Below are 13220 nucleotides of genomic sequence, written 5' to 3'. Positions count from 1 at the left end.
CATCTAGTTCAGAAAACTAGCGTGGCCGACCAATGAATTCTTGCGTTAACTGGCTGGCCTTTCGGCAGTCTATGCTACCAGCATGTTGGCGCAAGACGTCTTGCACCATGTTTGACAGAATTCTCTCGCACGCATCAGCCCGTACGTTGCACATGCGCAGACCAAAATACGAAAGGACAACAATGTCATCGCAAGCCATTTCTTTCCATGAACTTCGTACTCCCGCCGCGGCCCGGATTGAGGTCGAAAAAACCTGGCCGGAAGAAAAAGTGCTGGAACTGTTCAACCTGCCGTTCAGCGAACTGATGTTTCGGGCGCAGCAGGTCCATCGCGCCAACTTCGATCCGCAGGAAGTCGAGCTGGCCACGCTGCTGTCGATCAAGACCGGAGGCTGCCCGGAAGACTGCGGCTACTGCCCGCAGGCAGCCCGCTACGACACCGGCGTCACCGCCAAGAAATTGCTTGAGCTGGAAACGGTGCTGGAAGCGGCGCGCGCGGCGAAAGCCCACGGCGCAACGCGCTTTTGCATGGGCGCTGCCTGGCGCAGTCCCAAGGACCGCGACTTGGATCACGTGGAAGCCATGGTGCGCGGCGTCAAGGAACTCGGTCTTGAGGCCTGCGCCACGCTCGGCATGCTTGAAGACGGGCAGGCAGAGCGCCTGGCCGCTGCCGGCCTCGACTATTACAACCACAACCTCGACACCGCCCCCGAGTTCTATAACGACATTATCACGACCCGCAATTACGAAAACCGTCTCGACACGCTGGACAAGGTGCGCAATGCCGGCATCAAGGTGTGTTGCGGCGGCATCGTCGGCATGGGCGAATCGCGCAAGCAGCGCGCAGGCCTAATCGCGCAGGTCGCCAATCTCGATCCGTATCCGGAGTCGGTGCCGATCAACCATCTGGTGCAGGTCGTGGGCACGCCGTTGCATGGCCTCGACCCGCTCGATCCGCTGGAATTCGTGCGCACCATTGCGGTCGCGCGCATCACCATGCCAAAGGCGCGTGTTCGTTTGTCGGCCGGCCGCCGCGAGATGGGCGAGGCGGTGCAGGCAATGTGCTTCCAGGCCGGCGCCAATTCGATTTTTTATGGCGACAAACTGCTGACTACCGGCAATCCTGATGCGGATGCGGACATGGCCTTGCTGAACAAGCTCGGCATGAAGATCAAGCACACCCACATAGACGAACGGCACGGGATGAACGGATAAGAAGGACTCTCGCAAGGGTAAGGGCTGTCGTTGCGGGAGTGGGAGGAGGCGCAGGGTGGGGAACCCCTTTGTCTTTATTAGGACTTACGCAAAGCGCATCTTGACGGAAGGATTTTTGAGCTGCTGACGGGGGGGTAGTTGTCGAGCAGTCCGTGCTTGATGCGGTAGACGGTTTGTTGGGTTTGGCGTGCGAGGTCGGTCAAGCGGAGCCAGACGAGCATGGCGCAGACGATATGATTGCGCTGGATGTGTGCCTTGCGGCACTGGTTTTTTCGATGCCGGTGGTTTGCTTGAGTTCGCGGTGAAACTGCTCGTCTTCCAGCGCATGCCGCCCGCCTGTTGTACGGCAGTGTCCGAATCCTGAGCCAGATCGTTGGTGACGACCCAGTCCGTGCGGTAGGTGGCAACCGCGACCCGGAACAGTTTCACCTTGTAGTCTTTCGGGTAATCCTTGATCTTGACGAGATTGCCATGCGCCTATTCGTGGCTGGTCCACGCCAGTTCATCGACCCGGCGATACGGAGCGTCGCCGCCGGAATCGTCGGCCTGCCGGTTGTCCTTGAGCCGGCAGTAGAACTCATTTTATTAATAGGTAGTCAATGTTTTTTTCGGCATGAAGAGGTTTCATCATGGCGCGAAGAGAAGAACTTACCGATGAACAATGGGCAGTCCTCGAGTCGCTCATTCCAGTCATCGTACGACGGGCAGACGGACGTGGCCGACCTGAAGTGCATAGTGACCGCGCCGTGCTCAACGGTATTTTATGGGTATTGCGTACCGGTGCATGCTGGGCCGATCTTCCCGACCGGTTTCCTTCCGGTTCGACCTGCTTCAGGCGCTTTAGTCGTTGGGTGAAAGCCGGCGTCATGCGGCAGATACTCGAAGCGCTGGCCCGGCACCTGCAAGAAGCGGGAAAAATCGATTTATCGGAATGCTTCATCGACGGCACCTTCGTGGTGGCAAAAAAAGGGGGCCTAAAGTGGGAAAGACCAAGCGGGGCAAAGGGTCGAAGCTCATGGTTATTGCAGACGCTCATGGTCTTCCACTCGCCGTGCACACGGCTTCTGCTAGTCCACATGAAGTCACCCTTGTCGAGGCTACCATCGATGAAACCGTCACCATGGGACGACCCCGACGACTTATTGGGGATCGCGCCTACGACAGTGATCCGCTCGATCAAAGACTGGCACAGCACGGTATTGAACTGATCGCACCGCATAAGCGCAACCGGAAGAAAGCAGTGACCCAGGACGGGCGAGCGCTGCGGCGTTACACCAGGCGCTGGAAAATCGAACGCACTTTCGCATGGCTTAATAAGTTCAAGCGCGTGCTTACCCGATGGGACCGGTGCGTTGAGCATTACACCGCCTTTGTTCATCTTGCCCTCGCCATGATCCTACTTCGAAGGTATTTATGAAATCAGCTCGTCATTCTCAAAAACATTAACTTTTTGCGTAAGTCCTATTAAAAAATAGGAGCTTGTTCGCTCATTCTTTAACGCTCCATCTGTCGCCTATATTGGCAACTGCTGAGTAAAGGGATGGCGCTTGAGGCCGCTCTCGGATTGGCACGCAGCATCGTTGAGATGTGCCGCTGGCCGTGGATGCAAGCAAGCGCATCACGAATGAGTCGGCCAGCTGGCCGGTCGATCGCATGTTCTAACTTCAGGTTTCCATTGCCGATCCGGTCGTCCACTTGGAAGATGCACAGGAAGGCGCACGTGCATTCGCGGAGAAGCGGGCGTCGGTCTGGCGTGGGCGCTAAAGCCGGTTCGTTCCCGAGCGCATACGGCCGCTAGACCTTGCCGCGCAGGGTCGCGTCCTGCTTGCGGCGGCGCGGCTGTCGGAAAGCAGGGATGCCGGCCGCTGCACCGACATCCTTTCGATGCTTATTGCTGGTAGAGATCCTTCAACTGCGAGCGGATCACGTTCTTCTGTATTTTTCCTGTGCCGGTGCGCGGAAACTCGCGCACGAAGACCACCGCTTTGGGCACCTTGAAGCCGGCCAAGCGCTCCCTGCAATGAGCGATGAGCGTATGTTCTTCCACCGAATGGCCCCGTCCCAGTATCACCACCGCGGTGATGGCTTCGCCCCAGCGTGCATGCGGAGCACCGATTACCGCAGCCTCTGCAACGGCCGGATGCTCCAGCAGGCAGCGCTCGACTTCGATGGAGGCCACGTTTTCGCCGCCGGTCTTGATCACGTCCTTGTAGCGGTCCTTGAACCAGATTGCTCCGTCTTCATCCATGTGGGCGACATCGCCGCTGTGAAACCAGCCATGCCTGAATGCGGCGACACTCTCGCCTGGCAAATTAAGATAACCGTTCATTACTTGTGGGCCGCGATAGACGATTTCGCCGGTTTCGCCGCGCGGTAGCAGCCGTCCCTGTCCATCCATGATAGCCACGCGCGTCATGGCCGTGGCTGTGCCCCAGGTCGCAGCCTTAGACCACTGGTGCTCGGGACGTTGCATGCAAGTGGCCGGTGTGAACTCGGTCTGTCCCGAACCCAGTACCACGTCGGCATTCGGGAACATGGCGTGGATCTGGCGCAGGCCTTCTTCGGGCAGCGGTGCCATGGCATACATCGCGCGCCGCATCGCCGGAAAGCGCCGCTCCTTCAGTTCAGGGTCGCTCAGCATCAATCCGTACATCATCGGCAGCAGTACTACCAGCTGTATCGCATGCTCTTCCAGCAGGCGCGCGGCCTGATGAGGTTCGAATCCCTGCGCCAATACGACCGTGCCACCAACGATGAGTACGGGGATCGTGATCGAGTTGAGTACCGCACAATGGAAGAGGGGCAGCGCTACCAGGGTTACGACTTCCGGCGTGCAACGGTGGCCAATGGCATTGGAAAGGCCGGCCATGGTGACAGCAAGGTGACTGGTCAGCACGCCCTTGGGCAGCGCTGTCGTGCCGCTGGTGTAGAGCAACTGCACGGCCTCGCGTTCATGGACAAGGACTTCCAGCGCTTCATCCTTGCCGCGCGCAAGCAAGTCTTCGAAACGTCCATCCCCAACCGGCAGGCCAGCGGCCGGTGTACTGCCGAACCAAAAAACCTGGCGCAGCGCGGGCAGCTCCTCAGCGCGCGTAGCCGTCGCCAGTTCGGACAGCGACGCGTCGGCAATCATCACCCGGGTACCCGCGTCGCGCAAACAGTACGCTATTTCCGAAGGACGCAAACCCAGGTTGACCGGCGCGCATATCAGCCCGGCACGCGCACAGGCGAAATAGGTCAGTAACAGTTCAGTGGCGTTGCGGGCCATGACCGCAACCACGTCTTGGGACGCCAGCCCGCATCCGAGCAGCGCATGGCCGAGCCGGGTAACTTGGCGATCAAAATCTTCGTAGGTGAGGCGCTGTTCGCCCTCAATTACCGCTACCTTTTCCGGGTACAGGTCGGCCGAACGGGTCAGGATGTCGGCAACATTGACCCGTTCGACCAGGTTGCGCTCGAGGGGGGAGATAGGTGGGTCATCGCGTTGGGGCATGCTTGTTCTCCATGGTATGGGTTAGGGCGGCGGAAATTGCGCGCTGTCGCGCTTGCACCCGTCACGGTAAGGCAGGCCACATGGTCAGGTCTTGTGTCAATTAGCTGACATGCACAGCGCAGCGCGGTATCAAGTAATGCGCCAACGTGGGCTGCAACGCAGTCTGGAAGGACTGCACGCGGCGCTGGCGTGACGAGGGCAGCAACTTGACGCAAGCTGTGAACGACAGACCTTGGTAGTTTGGGGGCTTTCCATAAGCCGAGCGGAAAACACTATGAGCGAACCCGTCATGCTGAAGTAGTGCGGCAAGCCACCCGATGCGTGCAAGGATTAGGCGACACTGGCACGTTCAAGGCAATACACCAGATGCCCTGCTCTAAAGGCAGTGTGAGTGGGCTTGCATACGGCCTTCGAAGCGCTCTCGGACACGCGTGCCGCGTGACTATTTTGCTGAACCCACCCCAAGGAGACTTAAATGCAATTTTTAGCCTACATTCCCAGGTTAATCGTGGCCGCATTGCTGTGCGGTGCCACGATGATCGGTGGAACCGCGTCGGCCAAGCAGTTCAAATATGCGATCGGGTTCCCGCCCGGGTCCTACAACGTCAAAATGGCTGAGGACTATGCCAAGCGCGTGGCGAAGTACACGCAGGGACGCCATAGCGTGCGCGTTTTTCCACTGACTTTACTGAACATGGCCGAGACCTCGGCCGGCCTGCGCGACGGCATTGCCGACATCGGCTTCGTGCTTACCCCTTATTTCCCAGCCGAGTACCCGCACACCAACCTAGTGACGGAAGCCTCAATGATGCTGCGGCTGATGGGCGAGGATGTGCGCGGCAAGGAGGCATCGGCCTTCGCCGGCGCGGTTACCGAGTTCACCTTCTTCAGTTGCCCGGAGTGCCATCAGGAGTTTGCGCAGCAGAAAGCGGTTTATACAGGCCATGTCGGTGGCTCGTCCTTCGGCCTGTTGTGCAACAAGCCAGTACGAAACGAAGCGGAGTTGAAGGGCAAACGCCTGCGTGCGGGTGCGGCCAACTGGTCACGGTGGTCCACAGCCATCGGCGCCACGCCAGTGACGATGACCGGTAACGAAATGCGCGAGGCGCTGGGACAGGGCGTAGTCGATTGCCTGATTCTTTCGACACCCGAAATCCACAACTTCGGTCTGATGGACGTCATTTCCGATATCACGATGGCAGTGCCGGGCGGCGTGTTCGCCTCTGCCGGTTTCAACATGAACGTAAACGCCTGGCGCAGTCTGAGCGCGGAAGACCGCAAGGCCTTCCTGCGCGCGTCAGCCGAAGGCGGGGCTTACACGCCATGGATATATCAGCAGAAGGAAAACGAGATCCTAGAGCAAGCGAAGAAAAAAGGTGTGCGCATGCATGAGGCGGATCCAGCCCTTGTGCGTAAGACACAAGCCTTTATTGAAAAGGACATGGGCGCGATTGCGCAGTATTTCGCGGAGAAGCATGGCGTCAAGCGCGGCGAGGAGATGCTCAGCACCTTCCGTCCGATTCTGCAGAAATGGGTCGGTCTGGTCCAGCCGGTCGAAAGCATGGAACAGTTGGGTGAGCTGTACTGGAAGGAGATCTATTCCAAGGTCGACGTGAACAAGCACGGAATGTAACCTACGACAAGTGACGCCGTGCAGCAGGCAGGGCCACGGCGTCAGTCGGATAAACGCATATCGGACTTACGCAAAGCGCATCTTGACGGAAGGATTTTTGAGCTGCTGACGGGGGGGTAGTTGTCGAGCAGTCCGTGCTTGATGCGGTAGACGGTTTGTTGGGTTTGGCGTGCGAGGTCGGTCAAGCGGAGCCAGACGAGCATGGCGCAGACGATATGATTGCGCTGGATGTGTGCCTTGCGGCACTGGTTTTTTCGATGCCGGTGGTTTGCTTGAGTTCGCGGTGAAACTGCTCGTCTTCCAGCGCATGCCGCCCGCCTGTTGTACGGCAGTGTCCGAATCCTGAGCCAGATCGTTGGTGACGACCCAGTCCGTGCGGTAGGTGGCAACCGCGACCCGGAACAGTTTCACCTTGTAGTCTTTCGGGTAATCCTTGATCTTGACGAGATTGCCATGCGCCTATTCGTGGCTGGTCCACGCCAGTTCATCGACCCGGCGATACGGAGCGTCGCCGCCGGAATCGTCGGCCTGCCGGTTGTCCTTGAGCCGGCAGTAGTAAATCTTGTGGAGGGAATCGATGAACAGCATCAGCTCCCTGGTCGCATACCAGGTATCCATGAGGACCGCATGAAACGGCAACTGCTTGTGCTGCACGATCTGCGTGAGCATGTCCTGCACATGGTCAAGCTTGCTCTTGCCGTCCCGTTCCGGATCGTAGATGCGGTAAAATCGATCACCCAGTATTGCCCCGTCTCGTGATTGACGTACACGCAGTTGACCAGGCCGATGCCCTTGATCAAACCGTGCGCGTTGCCGGGAAACTGCAGCCGCACCAGTTCGATCTTGTGCGAGAAGTTCTTGTCCAGCCCGGTGTCGTCGAAAATCACATAACCATACGGCGAGGATTGAATCTGCGAACGAGCATGTTCCCATACCAGCCGTGACGTCAGCCGGTCCTCGCGCAGGTAGCGATTGATCGCATCGTGGCTCATCTGGTTTGGCGTATGGGCCGCGTAGTTCGTGATGGTGTAGTTGATCTGGCTCACCAGCAGGTATTGGCAGTAATCCAGTCGCGTCGCGCGTGTCGTCGTAATCCCCGGCAATGTACAGATTTTTAACCCGTTTTGGGTTTACGTCATTCTCAAAAACATTAACTTTTTGCGTAAGTCCTATTTCTGTGGCACCCATTTTTCACGCACCCGGCACAGTGTGCGCTCTCCGTAGCATTCGACAAGAGGGGGCTAGTTGACAGAGAAGGAGCAAGGACGAAGGCATTACCACCGTTATGCGCAGGCTTGCCCGGCTTCAGTGTAGCCATTTAACGCAAGACCGCGCCCATTCTTTTCGGTATGCTGGCTGCGACCATTCAAAGGAGTGAAACTTGTTCGATCCCGTGCTGTTCGACCTGAGCGACGGCGTTGCCACCATTACGCTGAACCGTCCCGATGCCGGCAATTCCATTAACGAGACCTCCGGCATGGCGCTTGTCGCAGTCGTCGATAAGCTCAGGGCGCAGGATGCCGTGCGCGCGGTGGTGCTCACCGGCAGCGGCAAAAAGTTTTGCGTCGGCGGCGACATCGACGAAATGCTCCACGCTGCTGACCTGTCGGCGCTTATGCAGGCGGGAATACCGCGACTGCATGCGGCGGTATCGCGACCGGCGGAGCTTCCCTGTCCCGTCATCACCGCGGTCAACGGCCCGGCCGGGGGCGGGGGTATCGGGCTTGCCCTGTGTGGCGACATCGTGCTGGCTTCGCAATCGATGAAACTGCGAGGCGGGTACTCCGCGATCGGCCTGTCACCAGACCTCGGTGCGTCGTGGCAACTGGCGCGGCGCGCGGGGGCTGCCCAGGCCAAGCGCATTCTTTTTCTCAATGAGCCCGTCGGCGCCGAGGAATGCCTCGCGCTCGGACTGGTTGACGCAGTGTATCCAGATGACCGGTTGGCCGAGGAGGCGTGCGCACTGGCTGCCCGGCTTGCCGCCGGAGCCACCGCTTCCTTCGGACGCATCAAGCAGCTGGTTGATGGCGCCGGTACGCGCAGCCTGCAGGAGCAGTTGGCGCTCGAAGCGGGCTACATGATCGCCAGCGCCGGGAGTCGGGACGGCCGCGAAGGCGTGCGCGCCTTCATGGAAAAACGCAGCCCCGTATTTCGTGGCCGCTGAATACGAGAACAACAGGAGACAGCATGAAAGACCTCTGCGCAGATCTGCTCGCCGAGTACGATGCACTTGCCGCGCTGTGTGCCACGCTGAGCCCGGAGCAGTGGCAGCGCAGGACGCAGTTCTACGGCTGGACGCCATGGGATGAAATCGCTCACCTCTGCTACTTCGACGAGACCGGCCTGCTTGCAGCGACCGACGCCGAAGCGTTTGCCGCCGGTACCAGGGCGCTGATGGCCGAACAGGAAAGCGGCAAGGAAATCAGCCAGATTGCCCGTGAACGTTTCGGTCATCTCGACGGTGCGCAACTGCTGCAGGTCTGGCGCGTGCGTTACCAGGCGCTGGTGGCGGCGCTGGCCGGACTCGATCCGAAGGCACGCCTGCCGTGGTACGGCCCGACCATGAGCGCGCGATCGTTTGCGACCGCACGCCTGATGGAAACCTGGGCGCACGGCCAGGATGTCTATGACAGCGTGCCGGCGCGCCGCCCGCTTACCGGCCGCTTGCGTCATATCGCCCATATCGGCGTTACTACCTTTGGCTGGACCTTCGTCAACCGCAAGTTGCCGGTGCCTCCGGTGGCGCCGTATATCGTGCTGCAGGCGCCGGACGGCGAGGCGTGGACATGGAACGCTCCCTCCGACACCGACTTTGTGCGCGGCAGCGCGGAAGACTTTTGCCTGGTTGTCACGCAGCGGCGCAACGTACGAGATACCGGCCTGGAATACGCGGGAGCCGGTGCTGAATGGCTGCCGATTGCTCAATGTTTCGCCGGACCGCCGGCGGATGGACCGGCGCCGGGAGTGCGCGCGGTGCGTTATTGAGATTGCCGAGCGTGTTGGCTACGGTCGCTGCCGCGCAAGTCGATTTCGGCCTGCCGCTGGCACTGGAACACAGCGAGGAAATCGACGGAATGCTGTTGCCCTTGCGTGAGCGTCTGGGGAGTGCCTGCCTGTCGGAGTTTGCGTTTTCCAATCTCTATCTTTTCCGCCGTGCCCACGCCTATCGCTTCTTGCGTGGACCCTGGCCGTGCGTGGCCGGCGTCACCTATGACGGCGTGCGCCACCTGATGCCGCTGTTCGACCTCTACGCGGCACCAGTCGCCGTACTTCAAGACTTGTTACGTGAGCATGATTGCTTCTTCCCGGTTCCGGCATCCACTGCAGCCGCGCTCGATCCGTCGCTGTTTACTGTCACGCAATGCGAAGACGATGACGACTACCTGTATGCGGCACAGAACTTCCGTGACTATCGCGGCGAGCTGCTGCGCAAGAAGCGCCAGCTGATGCAGCATTTGTTGCGGCAATGGCAGGTCACCGCGCATCCCCTGGGCCCTGATCGCATTGGCGACGCCGAGTCGCTGCTCGCAGCCTGGATGCAGGACAAGGATAAAGCGCAGGGCGAGGCCGATGAATCGGCCTGCCGCGAGGCGCTGCAACTGATCGGGCGTTTCGGCTTTGACGCCCGGATCTACTACGCCAACGGGGACCCGGCCGGATTCATCATCGCGCAACGACTCAGTGCGGGCACCGCCGCGATGCGCTTTGCCAAGGGAAGCGACCGCTACAAGGGCATCTACCAATACATGTTCCATCACTACTGCATGCAGGCGCAGGATATTGCATGGATCAACTTCGAACAGGATATTGGGCTGCCCAACTTCCGGCAGACCAAGCGGTCCTACCAGCCTCACGCAATGTTGCAGAAATGCCGGGTTGCATTGCGCGCGTAAGAAGCCGGAAAGCCCTCATCCTTCGAGGTTATTTTTATTCTGAAACAGGCTCCTGCGCATCAGCCACTTTACGCAAGACGCAACAAGGACGCGCAGGTAACCTTCATTTCACTACTGCAAAAAGCAGGTCTTTCAGGCCTGTGTCGCCAACACATCGACCACAGACAACATGGCAATTATCGAGACCAATATTTCGACCGGCAGCGAGTCCTTCCAAACCAATCGTGGCGGCATGCTGGCATTACTGGAGCGCGTCCGCATGCTGGAGGAACGCACCCGCCGCACCTCATCGGCATCCAAGCCGCGCTTCGAAAAGCGGCACCAGTTGCTGCCACGCGAACGGCTCGCCCTCCTGCTCGACCACGGCACGCCGTTCCTGGAACTGGCGACGCTGGCGGGTTACGGCCTTGATGTCAACGATCCTGACCGCAGTGTGCCCGGCGGCGGCCTGATAGCAGGCATCGGTTACGTTTCGGGCGTGCGCTGCATGGTGTGCGCCTCCGATTCCGGCATCGATGCCGGCGCCCTGCAACCGCGTGGCCTGGACAAGCAGTTGCGGGTACAGGAACTGGCGCTGGAAAACAAGCTGCCCTATGTGCAGCTGGTGGAAAGCGCCGGCGCCAACCTGATGGCCTACCGTGTCGAGGACTTCGTGCGCGGCGGCAATTTGTTCCGCAACCTGGCGCGCCTGTCCGCAGCGGGCTTGCCGGTGCTCACTATTACCCACGGCTCCTCCACCGCCGGCGGTGCCTACCAGACCGGTTTGTCCGACTACATCATCATGGTGCGCGGACGTTCGCGCGCCTTCCTTGCCGGGCCACCGCTGCTCAAGGCGGCAACCGGCGAAATTGCCACCGAGGAAGAACTGGGTGGTGCCGAGATGCACACCAGCATTTCCGGCCTCGGCGACTATCTTGCGGAAGACGACCGCGATGCGCTGCGCATCGCACGCGACATCATGAGCAAGCTTGAATGGAACCGGGGCGTCCCGCGGGAAAATGCACGTCCCGTCGCGCCGCCGCGCTACGACAAGGAAGAGCTGCTGGGCATTATGCCCATGGACCACAAGCGCCCGGTCGACATGAAAGAGGTGATCGCCCGTATCGTGGACGACTCCGATTTCCTGGAGTTCGGCGCGCGCTACGGCTCGGCCACCGTGTGCGGCCATGCAATGATCGATGGCTACCCACTAGGCATCATCACCAACAACGGGCCGATCGATCCGGCAGGTGCCGCCAAGGCCACGCACTTCATCCAGTCCTGCTGCCAGGCGCAGGTGCCTATCCTTTATCTCAACAACACGACCGGCTTCATGGTCGGCCGTCACTACGAGGAAATCGGCAGCATCAAGCACGGTTCCAAGATGATCCAGGCAGTGACCAACGCGACTGTTCCGCAGATCACCATCTACTGTGGCGCATCCTTCGGTGCCGGCAACTATGGCATGTGCGGTCGAGGTTTCCATCCGCGCTTCTGTTTCTCATGGCCCAACGCAAAGACAGCCGTGATGGGCGGCGAACAGGCGGCGCAAACGATGGCTATCGTTACCGAGGCCGCCATGAAGCGCAAGGGCGCCGAGGTCGACCACGATCAGCTGGACAAGCTGCAGCGCAAGATCGTCGACAACTTCGACAGCCAGATGGATGTGTTCACGACCAGTGCGCTATTGCTGGACGATGGCGTGATCGATCCGCGCGACACGCGTGCGGTGCTCTCCTATGTGCTGTCGGTCTGCCGCGAGGCGCAGGTCCGCCAGCCGCATGCGATGCAGTTCTCGGTCGCGCGCCCCTAAGTCCCGTAATGAATGATGACGGAGAAGAATGCATGAAACTGACACCCGAACACGAAGAAATGCGGCGCACGATCAAGCGTTTTATCGCCGATGAGATCAATCCCTATGTGAATGACTGGGAGGAAGACGAAATCTTTCCGGCCCACGAGCTGTTCGGGAAGATGGGCAAGCTTGGTTTGCTCGGGCTGAGCAAACCGGTCGAATTCGGCGGCATGGGGCTCGATCATTCGTATGCCGCTGTGCTGGCAGAAACCCTCGGTGATGTGAACGGTGCCGGAGTGCCCATGGCCATCGGCGTGCAAACCGACATGGCGACACCGGCCCTGGCTGAACGGGCGTCCGATTCCCTGCGCCAGGAATTCCTGGCGCCTGCGATATCCGGCGAGATGGTCGCCTGCCTCGGCGTGTCGGAGGTCGGCAGCGGTTCCGATGTCGCCTCGATAAAGACCACTGCGCGCCGGGACGGTGACGATTACATCATCAACGGCGGCAAGATGTGGACCACCAACGGCACGCAGGCCGACTTCTGCGTGGTGCTCGCCAATACCTCAGACGGACCGGTGCACAAGAACAAATCACTGATCGTGGTGCCGATGAAGACACCCGGCGTATCGGTGGCGAAGAAGTTGCGCAAGATCGGCATGAATGCGTCCGATACCGCGCAGCTCTACTTCGACGAGGTGCGTGTGCCACAGCGCTACCGCATCGGTGAAGAAGGCATGGGCTTCATCTACCAGATGGAGCAGTTCCAGATCGAACGCCTGTGGGGAGCGCTCAACGCCGGTGGCATGCTGCTGCGGGTGATCGACGACACCATCGAGTACGCGCGCCAGCGCAAGGCCTTTGGCAAGTCCATCCTGGAAAACCAGTGGGTGTACTTCAAGCTGGCCGAACTCAAGACCGAAGTCGAATCGCTGCGCGCCCTTACCTGGCGTGGCGTCGAGATGGTGGTCAACGGCGAGAATGCAACCGAGGTCGCCTCGATGGCCAAGCTCAAGGCGGGCCGCCTGATGCGCGCCGTGCCCGACGGCTGCCTGCAGTTCTGGGGCGGCATGGGCTATGTCTGGGAAAGCCCGGTCTCGCGCGCATTCCGTGACGGCCGCCTGACCTCGATTGGCGGCGGCGCCGACGAAGTCATGCTGCAGATCATTTCCAAGTACATGGGCATCTTCCCGCGCTCCGAATAACTTGCACA

Annotated in this window: 9 protein-coding genes and 2 pseudogenes; 8 read left to right on the top strand and 3 right to left on the bottom strand. The window is 59.9% G+C overall.

The window, feature by feature from the left end; genetic code table 11:
* Window positions 1–182 precede the first annotated feature (182 nt).
* Complete coding sequence (gene bioB / locus FH061_RS22715; protein ID WP_151638116.1) at window positions 183–1214, top strand: biotin synthase BioB; 1032 nt, start codon at window positions 183–185, stop codon at window positions 1212–1214.
* An 84-nt stretch (window positions 1215–1298) separates the two neighbouring features.
* On the opposite strand, the pseudogene FH061_RS31995 reads toward bioB, so the two are convergent.
* Window positions 1299–1790, bottom strand: a pseudogene (locus FH061_RS31995) (IS701 family transposase); the annotation flags it as partial.
* Window positions 1791–1843: 53 nt separating this feature from the next.
* Between FH061_RS31995 and FH061_RS22710 the strand changes: the two are divergent.
* A protein-coding gene (locus tag FH061_RS22710; protein ID WP_151638115.1) for an IS5 family transposase occupies window positions 1844–2631 on the top strand; the annotation gives its coding sequence in 2 pieces (ribosomal slippage) (window positions 1844–2189 and window positions 2189–2631; 789 coding nt in all).
* A 471-nt stretch (window positions 2632–3102) separates the two neighbouring features.
* Here the strand turns inward: FH061_RS22710 and FH061_RS22705 are convergent.
* Window positions 3103–4707 carry an AMP-binding protein gene (locus FH061_RS22705; RefSeq protein ID WP_151638114.1) on the bottom strand — a complete coding sequence of 535 codons (1605 nt, stop codon included), beginning with the start codon at window positions 4705–4707 and terminating at the stop codon, window positions 3103–3105.
* 475 nt (window positions 4708–5182) lie between these two features.
* Between FH061_RS22705 and FH061_RS22700 the strand changes: the two genes are divergently transcribed.
* Window positions 5183–6340: a C4-dicarboxylate TRAP transporter substrate-binding protein gene (locus tag FH061_RS22700; RefSeq protein ID WP_192805208.1), complete on the top strand. Its 1158-nt coding sequence runs from the start codon at window positions 5183–5185 to the stop codon at window positions 6338–6340.
* Between the two features lie 66 nt (window positions 6341–6406).
* Here the strand turns inward: FH061_RS22700 and FH061_RS31860 are convergent.
* Window positions 6407–7434, bottom strand: a pseudogene (locus FH061_RS31860) (IS701 family transposase).
* Window positions 7435–7721: 287 nt separating this feature from the next.
* On the opposite strand from FH061_RS31860, the gene FH061_RS22690 reads away from it, so the two are divergent.
* The 5 genes from FH061_RS22690 to FH061_RS22670 all read left to right on the top strand — a co-directional run bounded on the left by FH061_RS22690 (window position 7722) and on the right by FH061_RS22670 (window position 13212).
* Window positions 7722–8504 (top strand): enoyl-CoA hydratase-related protein, encoded by a 783-nt coding sequence (locus tag FH061_RS22690; protein WP_151638113.1) that lies wholly within the window; start codon window positions 7722–7724, stop codon window positions 8502–8504.
* A 23-nt stretch (window positions 8505–8527) separates the two neighbouring features.
* Window positions 8528–9325 (top strand): TIGR03084 family metal-binding protein, encoded by a 798-nt coding sequence (locus FH061_RS22685; RefSeq protein ID WP_151638112.1) that lies wholly within the window; start codon window positions 8528–8530, stop codon window positions 9323–9325.
* Window positions 9265–10233: a phosphatidylglycerol lysyltransferase domain-containing protein gene (locus FH061_RS22680; protein WP_192805207.1), complete on the top strand. Its 969-nt coding sequence runs from the start codon at window positions 9265–9267 to the stop codon at window positions 10231–10233. The genes FH061_RS22685 and FH061_RS22680 overlap by 61 nt, the downstream gene beginning before the upstream one ends.
* 169 nt (window positions 10234–10402) lie before the next feature.
* Entirely contained in the window at window positions 10403–12025 is a 1623-nt protein-coding gene (locus tag FH061_RS22675) for an acyl-CoA carboxylase subunit beta (RefSeq protein WP_151638110.1), read from the top strand.
* A gap of 32 nt (window positions 12026–12057) precedes the next feature.
* Window positions 12058–13212 carry an acyl-CoA dehydrogenase family protein gene (locus tag FH061_RS22670; RefSeq protein ID WP_151638109.1) on the top strand — a complete coding sequence of 385 codons (1155 nt, stop codon included), beginning with the start codon at window positions 12058–12060 and terminating at the stop codon, window positions 13210–13212.
* Window positions 13213–13220: the final 8 nt, after the last annotated feature.

It is taken from the genome of Noviherbaspirillum aerium, assembly GCF_008929045.1.
Lineage (GTDB): Bacteria > Pseudomonadota > Gammaproteobacteria > Burkholderiales > Burkholderiaceae_D > Noviherbaspirillum > Noviherbaspirillum aerium.
Note: the sequence above shows the minus strand (reverse complement) of the source record. Positions and strands in the feature narration are given on the sequence as shown.

What these genes read in the sequence shown, in the direction of transcription:
- bioB (WP_151638116.1), top strand. Translation starts at nt 183, where the DNA reads ATGTCATCGCAAGCCATTTCTTTCCATGAACTTCGTACTCCCGCCGCG.
- FH061_RS22705 (WP_151638114.1), bottom strand. Translation starts at nt 4,707, where the DNA reads ATGCCCCAACGCGATGACCCACCTATCTCCCCCCTCGAGCGCAACCTG.
- FH061_RS22700 (WP_192805208.1), top strand. Translation starts at nt 5,183, where the DNA reads ATGCAATTTTTAGCCTACATTCCCAGGTTAATCGTGGCCGCATTGCTG.
- FH061_RS22685 (WP_151638112.1), top strand. Translation starts at nt 8,528, where the DNA reads ATGAAAGACCTCTGCGCAGATCTGCTCGCCGAGTACGATGCACTTGCC.
- FH061_RS22680 (WP_192805207.1), top strand. Translation starts at nt 9,265, where the DNA reads ATGTTTCGCCGGACCGCCGGCGGATGGACCGGCGCCGGGAGTGCGCGC.
- FH061_RS22675 (WP_151638110.1), top strand. Translation starts at nt 10,403, where the DNA reads ATGGCAATTATCGAGACCAATATTTCGACCGGCAGCGAGTCCTTCCAA.
- FH061_RS22670 (WP_151638109.1), top strand. Translation starts at nt 12,058, where the DNA reads ATGAAACTGACACCCGAACACGAAGAAATGCGGCGCACGATCAAGCGT.